Below are 21,426 nucleotides of genomic sequence, written 5' to 3' on the forward strand. Positions count from 1 at the left end.
CGCTTCCCACCCTCCGCTTCCCACTCTCCGACGATCTTGCGCGAATGTCTCCAATTTCGCGGCGAATGCCCGAACAGCCCGGACATTCGCGCAAGATCGTCGGCAAGAGAGAGGGGTCAGGACCAGGCGTCGGCGAGGCGGGTGAGATCCGGGCGGTACTCGATGACCTCCAGCCATTCCGCGGGCCACGCGGCCATCCCGAGCACGGCACCGGCGAACGCGCCGGTGAGGCAGGCGATGGAGTCGGAGTCGCCGGAGGTCGTCGCCGCCCGGGAGAGGGCCGACACCGGATCGTCCGGGAACAGCAGGAAGCACAGCAGGCCGGTGACGAGGGCTTCCTCGGCGATCCACCCGGCACCGGTCTGCAAGCAGGGGTCGGTGGCGCGGTCGGGGGCGGCGAGGGCCGCGTCGAGCCGGGCCAGCACGGCTTCGCACTCGTCCCAGCCGCGGGCGATGAAGTCCGCCGGGCTCGTCATCGCCGGCTGCTGCCACAGGTCGCCCAGCCAGTCGTGGTGGTAGACGCTCCGTTGCGCGTACACGTGGGAGTGGAGCGCGGCGGGGAGATCGGCCGGCGGCGTGCCGTCGAGCAGGAGGCGGACGGCGTGGGCGGTCAGTTCGCTCGCGGCGAGCGCGGTGGGATGGCCGTGCGTGAGGGCGGCCTGCAGCTGCGCGGCGCCGGACCGCTGCTCGGCGCTGAGGCCGGGGACGAGGCCGACCGGCGTCACCCGCATGTTGGCGCCGCAGCCCTTGGAGCCGATGACCGTGGCCTGCTGCCAGGGGCCGCCGCGCGAGAGGTTGGCGCAGGCCGCGAGGCAGGTGTTGCCGGGCGCGCGGTCGTTCTCGGGGCTCTGCCACCAGGCCAGGAACTCGGCCCGCAGCCGGGGTTCGAGCAGGGCCGGCGAAACCTCGCCGCCGAGCAGCGCGTTCCCGACGGCGATCGCCATCTGCGTGTCGTCGGTGACCAGCGAGACCGGCCCGGCCAGGTCACGCGGACCGGCCGGGCCGTAGCGGGCGAGGATCTCGGGAACCGTGCGGAATTCCGTGGGCGCCCCGAGGGCGTCACCGTACGCGAGACCGAAGAGGGAGCCGGCGACCGTCACGCTGGAAGGCTACCGGCTCCCCCTTGGCTTACAGGGTGAGCGTCCAGCTGTTGATGTAACCGGTGTCGGCCGTCGCGGCGTCCTGTACGCGCAGCGTCCAGGTGCCGTTGCGGACCTCGGTCGACAGGTTCACCGTGTAGGTGGTGTCGATGTTGTCGGTCGAGCCGCCGGCCCGGTTGGACAGCACGTAGGTGCTGCCGTCGGGGGCGACGAGCGTGACGACGAGGTCACCGATGTAGGTGTGGACGATGTGCACCTCGACCGTGCTGGTCGACGACGCGTTCCCGGAGCAGCCCGAGATCGCGATCGTGCTGTTGACCGTGGTGTTGTCGGGGATCGCCACGTCGGTGCCGTTCGTGCCCGAGCAGACCGGGCCGCCGCCGGGCGCCAGGTTCAGCGTCCAGGTGTTGATGTAACCGGTGTCGGCCGTCGCCGCGTCCTGTACGCGCAGCTTCCACGTCCCGTTCGCGACCTCGCTCGACAGGTTCACCGTGTAGGTGGTGTCGATGTTGTCGGTCGAGCCGCCGGCCCGGTTCGACAGCGTGTAGAGGCTGCCGTCGGGGGCGACGAGCGTGACGACGAGGTCACCGATGTAGGTGTGGACGATGTGCACCTCGACCGTGCTGCCCGCACCGGCGTTGCCGGCGCAGCCGGAGATCGTGATCGACGACTCGACGGTGGTGTTGTCGGGGATCGTCACGTCCGTCGGGTTGGTGCCCGAGCAGCCGGGCGGCCCGTTGACCGTCAGGCTGAACGTGGTCGTGTGCGTGTTGGCCGTACCCGTGCCGGTGACCGTGATCGGGTAGGTGCCGGGCGAGGCGCTCGTCGTGGTGGTGAGCGTCAGCGTCGAGGAGCCGCCGGTGGTGACGCTCGTGGGGCTGAACGCCGCCGTGACGCCGGCCGGCAGGCCGCTCGCCGACAGGGCGATCGTCTGCGTGGCGCCGTTGGTCAGCGCCGTGCCCACGGTCGTCGAGACCGCGCTGCCCGGGTTGACCGAGCCGCTGTTCGGCGAGGTCGTGATGGAGAAGTCGTTGCCGCTCGGGCAGGCGGTGTCGCTGCCCGCCACGTTGACCGCCGTCCACGCCGCCTGGACCGCCTTGTACTCGGCGGAGCAGGAGCCGTAGAGGTCGGTCGCCGCCGACAGCGAGTACGCCCGCGCCGTGTTGGCCGGCGTGGTCGTGTTCACGTAGGAGGTGTTCGACGTGAAGTAGACGTCGAGCGCCCGGAACCAGATCTTCTCCGCCTTCGTACGCCCGATCCCGGTGACCGCCGGCGCGCTGCCGCAGACGGGGCTGGTGCCGTACGCGGTCGCGCCGGTGCCCTCGGCCAGGTCGAAGTAGAAGTGGTTGGCCACACCCGAGGAGTAGTGGACGTCCTTGTTCTTGGTCGACGTGGACCAGCACGAGTCCGACGAGCCGTCGAGCGACGGGTTGTACATGTAGCGCAGCGGCGAGCCGTTGCCGTTGATGTCGATCTTCTCGCCGATGTTGTAGTCGCCGGGGTCCGACGTGTTGCCGGCGTAGAACTCGACCATCGTGCCGAAGATGTCGCTGGTGGCCTCGTTCAGGCCGCCGGACTCGCCGGAGTAGGTCAGGCCGCCGGGAACCACGTTCTCGGTGACGCCGTGGCTCATCTCGTGGCCCGCCACGTCGATCGCGACGAGCGGCTTGGCGTTGCCCGAGCCGTCGCCGTAGGTCATCTGCGCGCCGTCCCAGAACGCGTTGACGTAGCCCGAGCTGTAGTGCACCCGCGACGGCACACCCGCGCCCGTGCCGAAGATGCCGTTACGCGCGTGGACGTTCTTGTAGTAGTCGAACGTCAGCGCCGCGCCGTAGAGGGCGTCCACGCCGGCCGACTGGCGGTTGGCGTTCGTGCCCGTGCCCCAGACGTTGTCGGCGTCGGTGAAGTTCGTGCACGTGCTCGTGCCGTTGTTCATGTCGCAGGTGTTGCCGTTGCCGTGCGACGGGTCGATCATCGTGTAGGTGCTGCCGCTGAGCGTCGTGTCGACGGCGACCGAGCCGGAGTAGAGCGAGTTGCCCGTGCCCGCGACGGTCTCGATCTCGTCGAACGACCCCAGGTACGCCCCGGTCAGCGCGTCGGTGACGACGTGCAGCCGGGACGGGGTGGCGCCGTCGGGCGCGAAGCCGTCGGCGCGTACCTCCCAGGCGAGCCGGCCGCTGCCGCTGCTGGCGTCCACGAACAGTTCGGCGTCGCCGACCTTCGTGAGGCTGCCGCGGAAGTGCTGCCGAGCCACGCCCTTCGCCTGTGCGGCGGTAACTTTCGCGGCCGTGCCGAGTGTCAGCGGGGCGGCGAGACCGACCGAGGTGCCCGCGTACGCGCCGGTCTTCGAGGTGTGCACGACGATGTCCCCGCCGTACACGCGCAGCCCCTGATACGTCCGCGTGTAGCGGGTGTGGGTGGCACCGTTCGCGTCCGCCTTGGTGCTGTAGACGCTGAACGTGTCCGCGTTCGCCGTCCGGGCATCGGCCCTATGATCGTTCAGGGCGCGCGCTGCGGCAGTCGGACCTCCCACGACCGACGGCCCGGTGGCGGGTGCGGCACCGGCCGGTGCCGTGCCCAGGAGCACACCGCCTGCGAGTAAGGCGGCGCCTGCCCAAGCAATTGTTCTTCTCACTGAGTCCTCCCCGACTAGTGGGACGGTGACTCATAGTCACCGATATCTGTATATATGGATGAGGAGGCCCGAGTGAAGACCTACTACGTGACATCGTTGACTCGATCGTGTCTGGTAGGCGTCACAGCGATCCTGGCCGTGGTCTTGACAGGCTGCGCCGGTCAGAGCCCTTCCACCGCCGGCAGCAGCGCCGCTCCGGAGTCGACGGTGGCCCCCGCGCCGAGCCTGAACGCTCATTTCGTCTCCATCACCGCCCGCAAGGCGGGCGGCATCGCCGGCCTGAACGACGCGGTGATCATCGACGGCCGCGGCGTGTGGACCCACACCGACAAGGCCGGCAAGCAGACCCGGGGCATGCTCACCGCGGAGCAGACCGCCCAGCTCGTCACGCTCGCGGCCAACCCGCAGCTCACCGACGAGTCGCGCCGCCCGCAGAAGACCACCACCTGCAACGACGCCTTCTCGTACGCGATCACGATCGACGAGACGACGGTGGCGTGGGTGGACTGCCAGGCCGACGGTGCCCTGCCGGCGGCGGCGATGCAGATCGCCGACTTCCTGGGTAAGGCGAAGGCGTTGTAGCGGCAGGCCCATCGTGAAGGAGGCGCCCAGTGACGGCATCCGTGTCCGCTGTGGACCAGTCCGGCCCCGCGCTCGTCGCCGCGTGGCATCTCGTCGAGTCCGAGGCCCGGGCGGCCGACGACCCGGGGCATCCCGAGGTCGCGGTCGAGGGCACGCTCGCCGCACTGGGCGCCGCTCCCGTCGAGGGCAGGCTGATCCGCCGGGTCGCCACCTGGTCGGGGGAGCCCGCCGCGATCGGCGAGCTGTACCTGCCGGACCGGGAGAACCTCGGCTGGGGCTTCGTCAGCGTGATCGTCCGGCCGGCGTACCGGCGGCGGGGGATCGGTACGCTGCTGCTCGGCGACCTCGCCACCGCCATCCGGGCCGCCGGCCGCACCACCGCCGTGCTGAGTACGCGTACCGGGGGTGACTGGGCGCGGTCGCTCGGAGCCGTGTACGCCCAGCGCATCGCCGAGTCCGAACTGGACGTGACGGCGGCGAACCCCGTGCCGGGGGTCGCGCCGGTCGGCTACCGCATCGAGCACTGGGCCGACCGGTGCCCGGACGACCTCGTCGAGTCCTTCGCCCGGGCCAAGGACGCCATGGCGGACGCGCCCGACGGCGGCCTCGGTTACGAACCGCACCGGTACACCGCCGAGCGCGTACGCGCCGTCGAGCAGGGTTTCGCCGCCAAGGGGCACGGCCTGTGGGTGGCCGCCGCCGTCCACGAGGACAGCGGCGAGGTCGCCGGGCTGACCGAGATCGAGCTGGACCCGCACGCGCCTGGCCTGGCCCACCAGGAGGACACCGCGGTGGTGCCCGCCCATCGGGGCCACGGGCTCGGGCTGTGGCTGAAGACCGAGATGCTGCGCCGGCTGCGTACCGAGGCCCCGGCCGTACGCGTGATCCGCACCAGCACCGACGAGGGCAACACGCCGATGATGGCGATCAACGAGGCGCTGGGGTTCCGGCGGACCGGCTACCTGGAGCAGTGGACGCTCGCCGTGTGACGGCAGCGGGCCGGGAGCGGCCTACGGGCAAGGAAAAGTGCGGCGACGCGGATTAGGGTGCGAGCCCGTCAATGAACAGGGCGCCGCCGCACGGCCTCTATGGTGCGCGTGACAAGTTGCTCAGTCCAGTCCCAAGGGGGCCGATGGCATGCATTCGGCCAGTTTTTCCGTCCCTGCGGGTGTCTGCTATGGACCGTGCGGCGGCGTCTACTCACGAGTCATATGTCGGCGATGGCCGTCAAGGCTGCACGGACAGCCGGTAGGACTGAGCCCCCGTTCCGTTGCACGCGTACTGCACGAGCTGCACACTGTCGGCGGTCGAGGCGCCCGGGACATCCAGGCACTTACCGCTGTTGCGGTTCACGAAATGGTAGTAGCCGCCGCCCTCCGAGACCGGCAGCCACTGCTGATTGTTGCCGCCCCCGTACGCCCACAGCTGAATCGCCGCGTTGTCCGCCGTGGACACATTGGTCACGTCGAGCGACTGGGCGGTGTTGAGCCGGATGTTGATCCGGTAGTAGCCGCCGCTGGTCGACTGGAACTGGAACGACTGGGCGTTGGTGGCGTTGCAGGTGTACTGCTGGATCGCCGTGCCGTTGGCCGAGGCCGCGCTGCGGGCGTCCACGCACTTCGAGCTGTTCTTGTTGACGACCGAGTACCAGGACGTCGGCGAGATCGGACCGCTGCTCGGGCTCGCGCTCGGGCTGGCCGGGACGGAGGCCGACGGGGACGGCGACGGCGTGCCCGACGCCCCGCCCAGCCACAGCAGGCCGTCGATCAGCCACTGGTTCTGCTGGGCGCTGGCGAACGTGGACGACAGTCGCGTGTTGGTGCTGTAGTCCATCGCGTTGTGGCCGAAGTTCGCGTACAGCATCTTGTAGTTGCGGTTCGTCCACATGACCGGGTAGTAGCCGCTGTACCACGTCTGGTTGGGGTCGGTGCCGATCGGGAAGGTGGACTGGTCCATCGACGCGAGGATGTCGATGTTCGGGTTGGTACGCAGGTCGTTGCTCCACGAGTACCACTCGCTGACGGCCGAGGAGATGGTGGCCGGCAGGTGGATCGTGGACGGGTGGGTGCGGTCCTCGATCTTGAGGGTCTCGGCGGTCGGCCCCCACGAGTTCGAGACGAAGTTGCCCGAGCCGAGGAACGTGTTGTGGTACCAGCTCCAGCTGTTCGCGTCGGTCGTGAACGCCGACACGTGGAAGCCGAGGAACCCGCCGCCGTTCTGCATGTAGGTCTGGAAGGCGGCCCGCTGCCCGGCCGGCGGCAGGTCGTCCAGGAACATGATCACCTTGTAGTTGGCCAGCTCGGTGGCGTTGAGGCGGGACCAGTCGGTGGTCGCCTCCCAGGAGAACCCGTACTGGGCGCCGGTCTGCGGGAACCAGACCTTCGCCTCCTTGTCGAAGTCGATGTGGGCGGCGTCGTAGGTGCCGTTGTAGAAGGCGAGCACCTTGAAGGCGGGCGCGGCCAGGGCGGCGCGGACCTGCTGGACGACGAACACGGCGCTGAGGGCCAGGCACAGGGCCAGCAGGGCGGCCAGCCGTGTACGCCCACGATGGGCAGCGTGCATCACGGTTCCTCCGGACATGAGGGTGCGGATGGATGGACCGCGGTGCTGGGGAACCGCTTGCAGACATTCTGAGACCATCATGTGTCGATCTGCAAGGTAACTTTACTGTCGGTCTTCCCGGGCCTGCCGCCCACGTCGGTGCATGATGGCGGCATGGACAGGGGAATCGGGCCGTGGCTGGTCGGCGCCGGCGTACTGCTCGTCGTCGTGGGCGGGCTGGCCTGGGCCGGCTGGCTGTCGTGGTTCGGCCGGCTGCCCGGGGACATCCGGATCACCCATGGCGACACCCGGGTGTTCATCCCGATCACGTCGATGGTCGTCGTGTCGGTCGTCGCCAGTATCGTTCTCGCCCTGATCCGCCGCCGCTGACCCCGGTCGAGGGGCCGCGCAGCTGGGGATACGCGTACGGGCACGTCAACCGGCACGGCTGGGTGCAGGACGGGTGGTTCTGCTAACCCTCCGCGGGAGTGAGTCCCCGGGCCCACTCGGCGCCGGGGACCACGGCCGTCCAGCCCGCCTCGTCGACGCCGAACGCCTCGCTCGTCTCGGCGAGCATGTGCGCGTCGTCGGTGAACTCCGTCCGGGCCACCGCCGACAGCGGTTCGCTGTAGAGCCCGGAGGCGTCCCAGCGCTCGCGGACCACCGCGTACGCCAGGCCGGGGTTCGCGGGGTCGGCCTCCACCCGCAGCACCAGCCGGCGGCCCGGCCGGGGCTGGCGGGACAGTTCGAGCACGACCGAGTAGGCCTCCTCGATGTACGCCCCCGGCCGGGTCTGCATCGGATGCCAGCCGTCCACCCCCGTGAGCCGCGCCGCCCACGCCGTGGCCGCGCCGGGATGCACGCCGACGGCCCCGGAGTGGTGCAGCGGCGGCCCGAACTGCCCGGTGGTGTCGTCGAGCTGCCGCAGCGCCCAGGCCCCGCCCGGCTCGGCGGTGAGCACCCAGTACTGCTCGGCCCGGGCGGCCTCGCGGATGTGGTCCGCGGTACGCGGGAACGTCATGCGTACCAGGATGGCACGTTAGGGTGAGGCTGGTGAGTTCCGATCCCGCCGCCTCCGCCCGTGAGCCCGTCAGCGAGTCCGCCCGCGATTCCGTCAGCGAGTCCGCCCGTGAGTTCGTCCGCGAGCACACGGCCGTGGCGCCCGTGCCGTTCGCGCCCGAGATCAGCCTGCGCGTCGCCCCCGAGGCCATCCCGCTCTGGGAGCTGACCGAGCAGGTCACCGGCGAGATCGGCCTGCCGCCGCCGTTCTGGGCGTTCGCCTGGGCGGGCGGCCAGGCCCTCGCCCGCTACGTCCTCGACCATCCGGAACTCGTCGCGGGGCGTACCGTCCTGGACATCGCGGCCGGCTCGGGGCTCGTCGCGGTCGCCGCGGCCCGCGCCGGCGCCGCCCGGGTCGTCGCCAACGAGATCGACGTGTACGCCGACGCGGCCATCGCGATCAACGCGGACCTCAACGGCGTGACCGTCGAACGGGTCCTCGGCGACCTGCTCGGCACCGACCCCGAGGCGGACGTCGTCCTCGCCGGGGACGTCTTCTACAGCCGGGAGATGGCCGGCCTCGTCCTCGGCTTCCTGCGCCGGGCCCACGATCGCGGGGCGCTCGTGCTCGTCGGGGATCCGGGGCGCGCGTACCGGCCGAAGGAAGGGTTCGCCGAGGCGGCGGCGTACCGCGTACCCGTGAACGCGGACCTGGAGGACGCCGAGTCGAAGCCGACGACGGTACTGCGGATGATCTGACGCCGCCGTACTGTGGTGCTCATGCGTGTCACGGTGGGTGACCTGACCTTCGACGTCCACAGTGGAGGGCCGGTGGGCGGCGCGCCCGTCCTCCTGCTGCACGGCTTTCCGCAGAGTTCCCGGGAATGGGAGCTCGTCTCGCCGCACCTGCACGCCGCCGGCCTGCGCACCTACGCGCTCGACCAGCGCGGCTACTCGCCCGGCGCCCGCCCCGCCGAGGTGGAGGCGTACGCGATGGGCAACTGCGTCGCCGACGCGATCGGCGTCCTCGACGCGCTCGAACTCGACACGGTCCACGTCGTCGGGCACGACTGGGGCTCGGTGGTTGCCTGGATGCTCGCCGCCCAGCACCCCGACCGCGTGCGTACGCTGACCGCCGTCTCCGTGCCGCACCCCGTCGCGTTCGGCCGCGCCCTCGTTGGCGACGACGACCAGCGGGAGCGCTCGACCTACATGACGTTCTTCCAGCAGACCGGCAAGGCCGAGGACACCCTGCTCGCCGACGACGGCGCCCGGATACGCCGGCTCTTCGAGGGCTGCCCGTCCGACCGGGTGGCCCGCTACGTCACCCCGATGCTCGACCGCGCGGCGCTGACGGCCGGCCTGAACTGGTACCGCGCCCTGCCGCTGGCGAAGTTCGGCGGGGTGCCGGCGGTCGGCGTACCGACGACGTTCGTGTGGAGCGACGCGGACTGGGCGATCGGCCCGGTCGCGGCCACCACCTGCGCCGACTACGTCACCGGCGAGTACGCCTTCGTCACGCTGACCGGCGTGAGCCACTGGATCGCCGACCAGGCGCCCGAGTCGCTCGCCCGAGCCATCCTCCATCGCATCCACCCCCACTGATGCCAAAATCAAGATCAGATTCAGGTCCCGGGTTCGTCGATCTCACTTCCGCTCCTCGCGCGGGAGACCGCATCATCCACCGCGAATCGGTCACCCTTTCACCCGTCCAGCATCGGGGGATCATGATCGGAAACGCCGTTCGGGGGCCTGGTTCGATCGTGTCGGGGTCTGCCGTGTGATCGAGTACCCGGATTCTGTAGTAGTTGATCTCCATGGCTTGATCAAGCTCCCTGGAGCTGCGGAATCGACCCGTTTTCTGCAGGACTTGGGATCTTGATCATGCTTTCTCGTCGTGATCGAGCGGCACTGTCGAGCGTTCCGCCATGGGTGATCATTTACCGCTATTACGGCAGTCCACGTTGGATGGCCTGGATCAAGTGCCGTCTATTCGGCAGGGAAGCGCTCTCCCGCCGTAATAACGGTAAATGATCAAGGGAATCGGTGTCGCGATGCCGTAATGGCGGTACTTGATCAAGCCGATGCTCCGCGGCTGCGATCTTTCGCACCTCGGCCGCAAAGGAGCACTTCGGAGCGGTCTCCCGCGGGAGGAGCGGAGGTGAGATCGACGAGTCCGGGACAAAATGATCTTGACCATACTGGGATTGGTGGTCCCAGGAATGGCAGGCGACTGGCCGGCCTCGCCGGAAGGCGCGAGGCTGGGACCATGACGACGACTTTGATCACCGGAGCCAACAAGGGCCTCGGCTATGAGACCGCCCGCCGCCTGATCGAGGCCGGGCACACCGTCTACCTGGGCAGCCGCGATCCCGAGCGCGGTCGTGCGGCCGCCGGGGAGCTGGGTGCCCGCCTGGTGGTGCTGGACGTGACCGACGATGCCTCCGTCGAGGCGGCGGCCGCCCTGGTCGAGGCCGAGGGCGGGCTGGACGTGCTGGTCAACAACGCGGGCATCGAGGCGCGGTCGGCCGGCAACGGCATCATCGGCGCGGCCGAGGTGACCGCCGACGATCTGCGTACGGTGTTCGACACCAACGTGTTCGGGCTCGTCCGGGTCACGCACGCGTTCCTGCCGCTGCTGCACAAGTCGGCGGCCCCGGTCATCGTGAACGTGTCCAGCGGGCTCGCCTCGCTCGGCCGGGTCAGCGATCCGGGTCACCCGGCGTCCCGGTATCCGGGGGTGGCCTATCCGACGTCGAAGACGGCCGTGAACATGATCACGGTGCAGTTCGCGAAGGCGTTCCCGCACATGCGGATCAACGCCGTCGAGCCGGGCTTCACCGCCACCGACCTCAACGGCCGCACCGGTACGCAGACCGTCGAGCAGGGCGCGGAGATCATCGTCCGGATGGCGCGGCTCGGTGCGGACGGGCCGACCGGCACCTACAGCAGTGCCGAGGGCCCGCTGCCCTGGTGAACGGGGGCCGCGTAGGTGCTCCACGTGTCGGCCGCCGGCCCGGCGAGTTTCGCCAGAGCGGTCGCCGACGCCGATCCGGGCTCGGCCGAGTAGACGATCAGCCGCAGTTCGGCGCCGCTGACCCAGAGCACCTGGCAGTCCAGGTCGATGCGGCCGACGAGCGGGTGCTCGATCGCCTTGGCGGCGTCGCGGGCGGGCAGGACGGCGAACTCCGACCACAGGTCGCGGAACTGGGCGCTGTGCGCGTACAGGTCGGAGATCAGACCGGCGACCCCGCGGTCGTGCGGGTAGCGGGCGTGGGCCACGCGCAGGTCGCCGACGAGTTCGCGGTCGTGCATCGTCAGCTCGTCGGCCGACCGCACGATGCACGTACGCCGATCGGTGAAGTGCCGCCAGATCAGGTTGCGGTCGTGACCGTCCCAGGCGGACGGATCGCCGTGGACGGCGGCCCACAGCGTGTTCCAGCGCAGCAGTGTCCAGTCGGCGGTGAAGACCGCCGAGGGCTGGCCGCCCAGCCGGCCGATCAGCCGCTCGACGCCGGTCGGCACCGCGCGGGGCATCCGCGCGCGGTTCGGCTCGGCCGCGCCGGCCAGGTGGTACAGCACCGACCGCTGCTCGGCGCCCAGCCGCAGCGCGCGGGCCAGCGCCTCCACCGTCTGCGGGGAGGGGGCGCTGGCCCGGCCCTGCTCCAGGCGTACGAGGTAGTCGACGGAGAGGCCGGCGATGCTGGCGACCTCCTCGCGGCGCAGCCCCGGCACCCGCCGGTCGCCGCCGCCGGGCAGCCCGACCTCCGCCGGGGCGACCTGCCGCCGCCACGCGCGCAGCGCCGTTCCGAAATTGGTCGCCAGTTCGTCCACACGATCATTGTTCCACCGGCTGGGTGGTACTGGCGGACCCCCGGAAGACCGGAGCCTTCTCCGGCGTTGGCCGTCGCGGCAGATTGAACCCATGAGCATTCTGATCACAGGCGCCACCGGCCACATCGGCGGCACCCTCGTCCGCCTTCTCGACACCGCCGGCCACAAGACCCGCGCCTACGTCCGGGATCCGGCGCGGGCGAAGCTGCCCGCCGCCACCGAACTGCGGCAAGGCGATCTCGACGACCGGGAGGCGCTGGCCCGCGCCCTGGACGGCGCCGAGGCCGCCTTCCTGATGCAGGGCAACCACGACGTCGCCCAGACCGAGACGATGATCGCGGCGGTACGCGCGGCCGGCGTACCCCGGGTCGTCGTGCTCTCGTCGATCGGCGCGGTCGTCGAGCCGCAACCCCTGATGGGCACGTGGTTCGCGGCCAAGGAGAAGCTGTGGTCGGCCGCCGGGCCGGCGGTCACGTTCCTGCGCCCGAGCTCTTTCATGACCAACACCCTGTGGTGGCTGCCGGCGCTGCGCGAGCACGGGCACGTGGTGGACGCCACCGGTCCCGGGCGGATGTCCCCCGTGGACCCCGACGACATCGCCGCGGTCGCCGCCGCGGTGCTCACCGGGGACGGGCACGCGGGCCAGGGCTACACGCTGACCGGTCAGGAGCTGCTCACCACCCGCGAGCAGGCCGCCATCCTCGCCGCCGCGCTCGGTCGGCCGGTCGCGGTCGCCGACGCCACACCCGCGTACCTGGCCGGGCTGCCCGAGCCCCTCCGGGACCTCAACGCCCATCTGCGCGACGACCGCGTCGCGTTCCTCACCGACGCCGTGGCCCGACTGACCGGCCGGGCGCCGGGAACCTTCGAGGCCTGGTGCCGCCGGAATACGTCGGCCTTCGAGGGGATCGCCGTGTAGCATCGCGGCCATGTTCTTCGCGCGACGAATGCGGACGGCCGGCTGAGCTGGAGCTCGGTCGCGCTGTCGCCTTCGCGTACCCGTCCGCTCCCCGCGAAAGAACATTCCTCATGATCAAGATCCTGGCCGCGCGGTTCGCCGCGGCCTTCAGCGCCGTCGCCGGTCATCCCTTCGATCCCGCCGTACGCGTTTCCCAGTTCTCCGATTTCCAGGCCAACGGTGCCCTGGCCCTCGCCCGGCAGCTCGGCCGCCCGCCACGGGAGGTGGCCGCGGCGGTCGTCGCCCACCTCGACCTGGCCGGCATCGCCGACGAGGTGAGCGTGGCCGGTCCGGGCTACATCAACGTGAACATGGCCGCCGGCTTCCTCGCCGCGTCCGCGGCCGCCCTGCTCGGGGATGCCCGGCTCGGCGTACAGGAGCGTGCGGGGGAAAGGGTGGTCGTCGACTACTCGGGGCCGAACGTGGCGAAGGAGCTGCACGTAGGCCATCTGCGGTCGACGGTGATCGGCGACGCGACGGCGCGCACGCTGGAGTGGCTGGGCCACGACGTGGTGCGGGCCAACCACCTCGGCGACTGGGGTACGCCCTTCGGCCTGCTCATCGAGCACCTGCTCGACCTCGGCGAGACGGCGGCCGCGCACGACCTGTCGGTCGGCGACCTGGACGCGTTCTACGTGGCGGCGCGGGCGAAGTTCGACGCGGACCCGGCGTTCGCCGACCGGGCGCGGTCGCGGGTCGTGGCGTTGCAGTCGGGCGATCCGGAGACGCTGCGGCTGTGGCGGCTGCTCGTGGCGGAGAGCGAGCGCTCCTTCCTCGCCGTGTACGCGACGCTGGGGGTGACGCTCAGCCCGGCCGACTTCCAGGGGGAGAGTTTCTACAACCCGATGCTCGCGCCCCTGGTGTCCGAACTGGACGGTCTGGGCCTGCTGCGGCCGAGTGAGGGCGCGCAGTGCGTGTTCCCGCAGGGATTCTCGATCCCGCTCATCGTCCGCAAGCGGGACGGCGGCTTCGGCTACCCGGCGACCGACCTGGCCGCGATCCGGTACCGGACCCAGGAGCTGAAGGCCGACCGGCTCGTCTACGTGGTCGGTTCGCCGCAGCACCAGCATTTCGAGATGGTCTTCCAGACCGCCCGGGAGGCCGGCTGGCTCGCCGAGCCGGCCCGGGCCGAGCACATCGGGTTCGGCCAGATCCTCGGCGCGGACGGCCGGAAGCTGGCGTCGCGGTCGGGCGACACGGTGAAGCTGGCGGCCCTGCTCACGGAGGCGGTCGACCGGGCGGCCCGGATCGTCGCGGCCAAGAACCCGGAGCTGGACCCGGCCGAGCAGGCGGCGGTCGCGTACGCGGTCGGCGTCGGCGCCGTCAAGTACGCCGACCTCGCCGGTGACCGGATCAAGGACTACGTGTTCGACTGGGACCGGATGCTGTCGACGACCGGGGACACCGCGGCCTACCTCCAGTACACGTACGCCCGGATCCAGTCGGTTCTGCGGCGGTCGGAGGAGTCGGCTTCCGGCGTATCTGCTGTGGAGGGTCCACTGCTCCTGGACTCGTCGGCCGAGCGGGCGTTGGCTCTGGCCCTGCTCGGCTTCGCGGACGTGGTCGAGGAGGTCGCCGAGACCCTCCAGTTCCACAAGCTGACCGGATATCTCCAATCGGTCGCGGGAGCGTTCACTGCGTTCTACGACTCGTGCCCGATCCTTCGCGCGCCGTCGCCGGAGGTGCGGGCTTCCCGGCTCGGGTTGTCCCGGCTCACCGCGCGGGTTCTCCGGCAGGGTCTGGACCTCGTCGGCATCGTGACGCCGGATCGCATGTAGCGAGATCTTGGACGGAAACGGTTGCCACGGCAGCACTTTCCGTCCAAGATCTGCCGTGTACCGGGCGGGGCTGGATCCAGTTCAAGGTCAAGATCTTTTTGTCCCGGGTTCGTCGATCTCACTTCCGCTCCTCCCGCGGGAGACCGTTGCGCCCCTATCGCTGCGCTCCGGGGACTCCACTGTCGGCACAGTGGGGCGACGCATCCTTCACCGTCTTTCGGTCACCGTTTCGATCAAGAAACGGCGACCATCGCGGACTGGCCTTGATCATGTAAGCCGTATATGTCGAAAGCCTTCCGCCGCAACATATATGCGTTACACGATCATGAGCAGGCGGTCCACTTCGACATATATGCGCGACATGATCAAGGTTGGTGTGGCGGTCGGCCGACCCGTCCGGAGACCTACCGGGCGTACGCGGACCGCGCGGTCATCGCGACCCGCACGAGCGGCCGGAGATCCGGCTGTCCGGGTGGAAGCCGCACTGCTTCCATCAGGCGGTCGCGTCTTTCCCGGGACGCGACTGCGTCGGACCGACGGGGCGGGTGCTGGAGGTGGGATGTTCATGTGCGCGCCTTCTGGTGCTCACGGCGTTCATCCGGGCTGTTTCTGCACGGGCGGCAAGCTCCCCACTTGATCTTGTCAGTGGGGAGCTTCGCCGTGTCCACATTCCGCCGGTCGGTCCTGGTGGCCGCCGCCGTCCTCGCGTCGGCGGCCGGCCCCGCGTCGCCGGTCGCGGCGCATCCGTTCGGGGCGCCGCAGACCGTCGCCGTCTCGCTCGACGCGGCGGACCCGGCGGTCGTCCACATCCGCTGGAAGGTCGGCGGCACCGATGACCTGACGCTGCTCGGCGTACGGCTGGGGGTGCTGCCGGCGGATCGGGTCATGCTCGACGGGGCGGTCTTCTACCGGCCCGCGGACGCGGCGGCGATCGGGCCGTCCGGGCAGTTCGCCGATTACCTGCTGCACCGCATCACGGTCACGAGCGGCCGGTCGGCCTGCGCCGGAAGGGTCGAGCCGCCGTCCGACCTGGCCGCCGCGGGCGTCACCGTCGACTTCACGTGCGCCGCGGCGGTCGGGGTGGCGACGGTCGGCGTACGGATGCTGACCGATCTCCACCCCGCCTATCAGACGATGGCGAGCGGTCCGGGCGGCGCGCGCGCCGTCTACGCCACCGGGCACGAGTCGCACGACTGGACCCTCGGCTCGTCGCCGTCCGCCGCCTCGTCCGCTCGTGCGGCCGCCGTCCAACTCGGCGCGATCGTCCTGGCCGCCCTGCTGCTGGGCGCGGGCGCGTTTCTCGTCGTACGCCGCCGGAAGCGGGCCGCCGGATGATCACCGCCACGCTGGCCGACCGGCTGCAGGATGTCATCCAGTCGCCGGGCGTACCGCCGGTGGCGTTCGCGCTCGCCTTCGCGGCCGGAGCCGGGCACGCGGTCGCGCCCGGGCACGGCAAGAGCCTCGCGGCCGCGTACCTCGCCGGCTCCCGGGGCAAGGTACGCGACGCGGCCTGGCTCGGCGGCTCGGTCGCGATCATGCACACGCTGTCGGTCCTCGTGATCGGGCTGGCCTGGACGTTCCTGTCCCTACAGAACGTCATCCGAATGCAAGCGCTCACGACGTGGCTCGAACTGGTCGCCGGGCTGCTCGTCCTGGCGACCGGGGTGTTCCTGATCCGGCGGCGGTTGCCGCGGCGGCCGGTGGCGGACGGGCACACGCACCGGCACTGGCCGTGGGGCAAGGAGCACCGTCATCACCACCACGATCACTCCGAAGTGGACGAAGACCCCGCGCCGCGACCCGGCCTGCTGCTCCTCGGCGTCTCGGGCGGTCTGACCCCGTCGCCCGCCGCCTTCCTGGTCCTCGTGACCGGCCTGTTCCTCGGCCGCCCCGGCTTCGCGCTGCTGCTCGTCGCCACGTTCGGCCTCGGCATGGCCACCGTCCTGTTCGGCGTCGGGCTGATCGCGATCGGCGGCAGCTCCGTGGTCCGGCGGGGCGCGCGGTCGCGTACCGCGCTGCGGCTCGCGACACGGGTGGCGCCCGTGCTGGCGGCCGCCGGCATCACCCTGTTCGGCCTCGGGCTGACGGCCGTCGCCGCGGTCCACCTGACGACCCTCACCTAAACCCCCATTCCAGGGCCCCACTTCACAGCAAGGAGAACCTTCCTCATGACCCACCGACTCCGCGTCGGTCGGCGGCACCTGCGGATCCTGGGGCCGGTCGCGGCCCTGCTGATCGTCGCGGGCGCGGGCACCGCCTTCCTTCCCAACGGCGCCTCCGGCGAGACCCCGGCCGCCGACGCCGGCGCCCCCACGCTCAGCGTGCGGGACGGCCAGACGCTCGAAGGCACCGTGAAGATCACGGCCGCGCCGGTGACCGAGGACGACTCGGTCGTCTCGCTCGCCGTCGACGGCGACCCGGTCGCCGCGGACCCCACGGCCGGCACGGCGCGGCTGAGCTTCGACATGGGCGGCAACGGCACCGAAGCCCGCTACCACAACTACATCGTGGTCAACGACCACACGGCCGAGAACGAGCGGATCTCCTTCCCGGACATCGCGGGCGGCGTACGCACGACGCTCGACTTCCCGGGCGGCTGGCTGCACGCGGGCGGCAACACGATCACGGTGTACGCGGGCGCGAACTGGGTCGACACGACCAACGCGAGCGCGGTCGGCGTCGAGACGCTGCCCTACGGCGAGGGCCTGCGCTGCCCGAACTACGACGACTTCGCGCTGAGCAGCATCGGCCTGGGCCTGATCGGCGTGGTGGCCGACGCCGAGCAGAACGCGTTCAGCTACGCCTTCGGCGACGGCACCTGCGGCAGCGCGAAGCACCTGCTCAGCCAGCCGCTGACGTTCGTGGTCTCGGGCGAGCCGGGCAGCACCGCCGGGCTGAGCGCGTCCGTCGACACCACGAAGCTCGCCAACGGTACGCACAACGTCGTCGCCACCACCGAAGCGGGCGTACGCGCGGTCGCGACCGTCGAGGTCAACAACGCCCCGGCCGGTGCGGCGAGCGTGACCCCGGCCGACGGCGCGCTGGTACGCGGGACCAAGCCGGTCATCGCCGCCCTGCCGGCTGGATCCGACGGCTCGGTCCGGTCACTGTCCATCGACGACACTCCGGCCGAGAACGCGGAGTTCCTCGCGGACGGGACGGCGACGCTCGGCTTCACCGTCGAGGCGGGCAACTCGGTCGAGGCCAAATACCACGACTACGTGCTGGTCAACGGCAACCGGGTCGAGCTGGGGGGCGACTACGGCGTCCTCGGTGCCGAGGACGTCAGCCTCAGGCTGCCGAACCGGTTCCTGCACCCCGGCGACAACGTCGTCGAGCTCAAGACCGGTGACTACAACGGTACGCTCAACGGCGCGACCTGCGCGAACCACGACGACTTCAAGGTCACGCGTACGTCGGCGAGCCTGGTGCTGAGCACGGCGGGAACGGTGACGCCGGGGACCACGTACCTCGTCACGACGACCGGGGCGACGGTCACCAAGGCGGAGACGACGGCGGCGTCCCTCGCGCTCGGCGACGGGACCTGCGGCGCGAACAAGGAGGCCGAGTTCCACTTCACGGTCTCGGACGCGCCGACCACGCGTACGGTGGCGACCCTGGGCGGTGGCGGGAACGCGCACCTGAAGGTGTTCGTCGGCGGCAACGGCTCCGACAGCGGGTTCGACAACAAGGTCCTGATCAACGGCATCCCGCTGGACCTGGGCATCTGGGAGAAGGAGGTCGCGGACCTCGCGTTCCCGAACGAGTGGCTCGTGCCGGGCGTGAACGTGGTGGAGTTCGTCGCGGGCAGCGACCACGGCGGCGCGAACGCCGGCGGCTGCGACAACCACGACGACTTCACGCTGCGGGACTTCGCGCTGAACCCGGTGGGCGGCAAGGCGACCCAGCTGACGAAGGAGACCGCGGAGAACACGGTCACCATCGGCTCGGCCACCTACCCGGCCGGTACGCCGGTGACCGTCAACATCGGCGACGGCACCTGCGGCAGCAGCTTCAACTCCACACTGGACAAGGCGGTCTTCTTCGACGTCACCGCCCCGGACGGTACGCCGTCGCCGGCGCTCGGCCGGCGGGCCGACGTCGACACGGCACGGCTCGCCGACGGACGGCACACGATCACCGCGGCGGTCGGCGACAAGACCGCGAGGCGCCGCTTCAGCGTGGACAACACGGCGCCCGAGGTGGCGGGCAGCGTACCGGCGGAGGGGCAGCGGATCACCTCGACCGTGGTGCTCGACGTCCGGCTCCAGGACGCCACGGGCATCGCCGGTACGCCGGTGCTGGCTCTCGACGGCAAGGCCGTGAAGCAGGGCGACGCCCTCGGCCACGGCCTGCCGGCCGGCAGCCACACCATCGCGGTCACGGTTGCCGACGCGCTCGGCAACAAGGCCGTCCGCGAGATCCACTTCACCAGCGCCAGCATCCCGGACGTGCCGGCCGATCTCGGCGCGGCGGTGTCCGGCAACACCTCGCCGGCGGCCACGCTGTCGGCGACCGTTCCCGGTGAGGCGGGCGTACCGCTGACGGCGACGTTCACCAAGGCCGACGTCGTCCTGCCGACGACCGGGTACCAGGGCGAGGCGGCCGGCGTACCGACCACTTTGGACGTCGCCCACGACACGACGGTCAAGGTCGCATCGCTGCGGCCGCTCGACGGGCAGAGCGTCGACACGGCGTCCGGTCGCGACGTGGTGTTCCAGCGCTACGACCTCGCGGTCGGCACCGCTTCGGCGCCCATCCTGCGCTGGGAGGGCACCATCGACCCCGAGCGGGTCGTCGCCCTGCGGGTCTGGGACAAAGCGGCCCTCAAGTGGGTCGTGCTCACCAGCTCGCGCGGCAACGCCGCACACAGCACGGTGCTGACCGCGACGCTGGACGACAGGTACAAGGACGGCACCACCGCCCATGTGCTCGTCACCGGCGAGGACCCGTTCGCCGACGACCTGTCGCCGCGCGACGCCACCGCGCAGAACGACAAGGACCACTTCGAGGACCCCGGCACCTACGACTTCTCGATCGCCCACTTCACCGACACGCAGTACCTCACCGAGGGCGCGGCCGGCGGCACCTACGACGACTGGGACGGCAGGACCGAGGCCGCCGACGTCGAGACCGCCGAGGAGCAGGCGATCTGGCAGGCCGCGTACAAGTCCGAGACGCAGTGGATCGCGGACAACGAGGCCGGGCGGAAGATCGCGTACACCGCGCACACCGGTGACGTCATCGAGAACGACTACTACGACCCGCTCGCGAGGAACCCCGACGGCTCGCTCGTGCGGCCCGGCCTGAACGAGGAGGTCGACAAGGAGCTGGCGGTCTCGTCGGGCTACCAGAAGATCCTCGACGACAACGGCGTCGTGAACCAGGTGATCGCCGGCAACCACGACGACCAGCTGGGCGCCGAGACCGGTCCCGACTCCCGGTTCAGCAGGACGTTCAGCGCCGAGCGGTACTACAACGTCGGCAAGAGCTGGCCGGCGGGCGCCTCGTACCACGCGTGGGACGAGGTCACCAACGCCGACGGCAGCGTCACGCCGGGCAAGGACAACCAGAACAACTACGTCCTGTTCTCGGCCGGCGGGCTGGACTTCGTAGCGGTCGGCCTCTCCTACGGCGTCACCCCGGCCGAGGCGAAGTGGGCGGACTCGATCTTCAAGCGCTACAAGGACCGCAACGGCATCCTGCTGTCGCACGACTACCTCAAGCCGTCGGCCAACGCGGACGGCCGCGGCGCCGCGTTCTCCGACCCGGACGGTTCGGCCCTCTACCAGCAGGTCGTCCTGACCAACCCGAACGTCTTCCTGATCCTCGCCGGCCACGAGCACGGCGTCGGCATCAACCTCAAGACGGGCGTCGGCGTCACCGTCACCCACGACGTCGTCGAGCTGCTGGCGGACTACCAGTTCTACACCGTTGCGGCGGGCGAGCTGTGGCCCGGCAAGGCGGACGCGAACGGCGACATCGACGTCGACGGCGACGGCGTACCCGACCACAAGGCGACCGACCGGCTCCAGTTCGGCGCGAGCTTCCTGCGCCTGCTGCAGTTCGACGTCGCCCGCTCCGAGATGCACATCGACACGTACTCGCCGTTCCTGAACAACTTCGGCGCGACCGAGTACGACATCCGCCAGGACGGCAGCCAGACCAAGCCGCGCTACAACGGCTCGGAGGACAACCTGACCCTGCCGGTCGACCTCACCACCCGCAAGACCTCGTTCTCGACCGACTCGCTCGCCGCGTACGTGCCGGCCGGGACGATCGGCACCGACGGGATCACGGCCGGCGGCACCGCCACCGTCACGTGGTCCGGCCTCACCCCGGCCACCTCGTACGCGTGGATCGTCGCCGCCCGCAGCGCGGACGACGGTGTGGCGGTGGCCCAGCCGGCGGTCTTCCGTACGCCGAAGGGCAAGCCGTCCCTGACCGTGACCGCCCCGGCGACCAGCTGGGGTACGCCCGCGAAGGCGACCGTGCAACTCGGCGCCGGCACGGCTCCCGCCACGGGACAGGTCGAACTGCGCGAGGGCGACAAGGTGCTCGGCTCGACGAACCTGACGGGCGACACCGCGACGATCACCCTCCCGGCGGGACTGTCCGGTGGCGACCATGCCCTGACGGCCGCGTACGCGGGCAACGAGTACCTGGAAGCCGCACAGGGCACGGGAACCGTCACGGTGAACCTGCCCGCCGCGTGGTCGGCCACCAAGGTCTACAACGCCGGCGACCGGGTGACCTTCGCCGGCAAGGTCTACGCCGCCTCCTGGTACGCGAAGAACGCCCAGCCGGGGGACGCGTACGGGGCGTGGCAGGAACTGGCGATGACGGAGGACGGCACCGCGCTGTGGACGCCGTCGCGCATCTTCAACGCCGGAGATGTGGCCGTGTACCAGGGCAAGACGTTCAAGGCCCGCTGGTACACCCGCAACCAGGCGCCTGGCGACCCCTACGGCCCCTGGGCGCTGATCGGGTAACCGCTCC

At 70.7% G+C, this 21,426-nt stretch carries 16 protein-coding genes; 11 read left to right on the forward strand and 5 right to left on the reverse strand.

The window, feature by feature from the left end; genetic code table 11:
- Positions 1 to 116: 116 nt before the first annotated feature.
- Positions 117 to 1,100 (reverse strand): ADP-ribosylglycohydrolase family protein, encoded by a 984-nt coding sequence (locus G401_RS0108645; protein WP_027342182.1) that lies wholly within the window; start codon positions 1,098 to 1,100, stop codon positions 117 to 119.
- Positions 1,101 to 1,128: 28 nt separating this feature from the next.
- The gene (locus tag G401_RS0108650; protein WP_027342183.1) at positions 1,129 to 3,735 is read right to left on the reverse strand and encodes a M4 family metallopeptidase; all 2,607 of its coding nucleotides are present in this window, start codon (positions 3,733 to 3,735) and stop codon (positions 1,129 to 1,131) included.
- Between the two features lie 138 nt (positions 3,736 to 3,873).
- On the opposite strand from G401_RS0108650, the gene G401_RS0108655 reads away from it, so the two are divergent.
- Complete coding sequence (locus G401_RS0108655) at positions 3,874 to 4,317, forward strand: hypothetical protein (RefSeq protein WP_027342184.1); 444 nt, start codon at positions 3,874 to 3,876, stop codon at positions 4,315 to 4,317.
- Positions 4,318 to 4,346: 29 nt separating this feature from the next.
- A complete protein-coding gene (locus tag G401_RS52490) occupies positions 4,347 to 5,306 on the forward strand; it encodes a GNAT family N-acetyltransferase (RefSeq protein WP_084556959.1) in 960 nt (319 codons plus the stop codon).
- A 238-nt stretch (positions 5,307 to 5,544) separates the two neighbouring features.
- Here the strand turns inward: G401_RS52490 and G401_RS44400 are convergent, their stop codons facing one another.
- Entirely contained in the window at positions 5,545 to 6,879 is a 1,335-nt protein-coding gene (locus G401_RS44400) for a ThuA domain-containing protein (protein ID WP_084556960.1), read from the reverse strand.
- 153 nt (positions 6,880 to 7,032) lie between these two features.
- On the opposite strand from G401_RS44400, the gene G401_RS0108670 reads away from it, so the two are divergent.
- On the forward strand, positions 7,033 to 7,248 hold the full coding sequence (locus G401_RS0108670) for a DUF2905 family protein (protein WP_027342186.1): 216 nt from the start codon (positions 7,033 to 7,035) through the stop codon (positions 7,246 to 7,248).
- 82 nt (positions 7,249 to 7,330) lie between these two features.
- Here G401_RS0108670 and G401_RS0108675 read toward each other — a convergent pair whose 3' ends face one another.
- On the reverse strand, positions 7,331 to 7,879 hold the full coding sequence (locus tag G401_RS0108675) for a hypothetical protein (protein ID WP_027342187.1): 549 nt from the start codon (positions 7,877 to 7,879) through the stop codon (positions 7,331 to 7,333).
- Between the two features lie 32 nt (positions 7,880 to 7,911).
- On the opposite strand from G401_RS0108675, the gene G401_RS44405 reads away from it, so the two are divergent.
- From G401_RS44405 to G401_RS0108690, 3 genes are all read left to right on the forward strand, one after another.
- Positions 7,912 to 8,616, forward strand: coding sequence for a class I SAM-dependent methyltransferase (locus G401_RS44405; RefSeq protein ID WP_084556961.1), 705 nt, complete (start codon positions 7,912 to 7,914; stop codon positions 8,614 to 8,616).
- A gap of 21 nt (positions 8,617 to 8,637) precedes the next feature.
- Entirely contained in the window at positions 8,638 to 9,462 is an 825-nt protein-coding gene (locus G401_RS0108685; protein WP_027342188.1) for an alpha/beta fold hydrolase, read from the forward strand.
- A 664-nt stretch (positions 9,463 to 10,126) separates the two neighbouring features.
- On the forward strand, positions 10,127 to 10,834 hold the full coding sequence (locus tag G401_RS0108690; protein WP_027342189.1) for an SDR family NAD(P)-dependent oxidoreductase: 708 nt from the start codon (positions 10,127 to 10,129) through the stop codon (positions 10,832 to 10,834).
- On the opposite strand, the gene G401_RS44410 is transcribed toward G401_RS0108690, so the two are convergent.
- Positions 10,801 to 11,691 carry a helix-turn-helix domain-containing protein gene (locus tag G401_RS44410; RefSeq protein ID WP_064741715.1) on the reverse strand — a complete coding sequence of 297 codons (891 nt, stop codon included), beginning with the start codon at positions 11,689 to 11,691 and terminating at the stop codon, positions 10,801 to 10,803. The two genes, G401_RS0108690 and G401_RS44410, sit on opposite strands and share 34 nt — an antisense overlap.
- Before the next feature lie 91 nt (positions 11,692 to 11,782).
- Between G401_RS44410 and G401_RS0108700 the strand changes: the two genes are divergently transcribed.
- The 5 genes from G401_RS0108700 (at position 11,783) to G401_RS52495 (ending at position 21,419) form a co-directional block, all read left to right on the forward strand.
- Positions 11,783 to 12,610, forward strand: coding sequence for an NmrA family NAD(P)-binding protein (locus G401_RS0108700; protein WP_034591027.1), 828 nt, complete (start codon positions 11,783 to 11,785; stop codon positions 12,608 to 12,610).
- Positions 12,611 to 12,720: 110 nt separating this feature from the next.
- Complete coding sequence (gene argS / locus G401_RS0108705) at positions 12,721 to 14,427, forward strand: arginine--tRNA ligase (RefSeq protein WP_034591028.1); 1,707 nt, start codon at positions 12,721 to 12,723, stop codon at positions 14,425 to 14,427.
- A 660-nt stretch (positions 14,428 to 15,087) separates the two neighbouring features.
- Positions 15,088 to 15,762 carry a hypothetical protein gene (locus G401_RS0108710; protein WP_157545480.1) on the forward strand — a complete coding sequence of 225 codons (675 nt, stop codon included), beginning with the start codon at positions 15,088 to 15,090 and terminating at the stop codon, positions 15,760 to 15,762.
- Positions 15,759 to 16,550, forward strand: coding sequence for a HoxN/HupN/NixA family nickel/cobalt transporter (locus G401_RS44415; RefSeq protein ID WP_034591031.1), 792 nt, complete (start codon positions 15,759 to 15,761; stop codon positions 16,548 to 16,550). Before G401_RS0108710 ends, G401_RS44415 begins: the two co-directional genes overlap by 4 nt.
- A gap of 45 nt (positions 16,551 to 16,595) precedes the next feature.
- Positions 16,596 to 21,419 carry a carbohydrate-binding protein gene (locus G401_RS52495; protein WP_051366379.1) on the forward strand — a complete coding sequence of 1,608 codons (4,824 nt, stop codon included), beginning with the start codon at positions 16,596 to 16,598 and terminating at the stop codon, positions 21,417 to 21,419.
- Positions 21,420 to 21,426: the final 7 nt, after the last annotated feature.

This window comes from Hamadaea tsunoensis DSM 44101, assembly GCF_000428945.1.
Taxonomy (GTDB): domain Bacteria; phylum Actinomycetota; class Actinomycetes; order Mycobacteriales; family Micromonosporaceae; genus Hamadaea; species Hamadaea tsunoensis.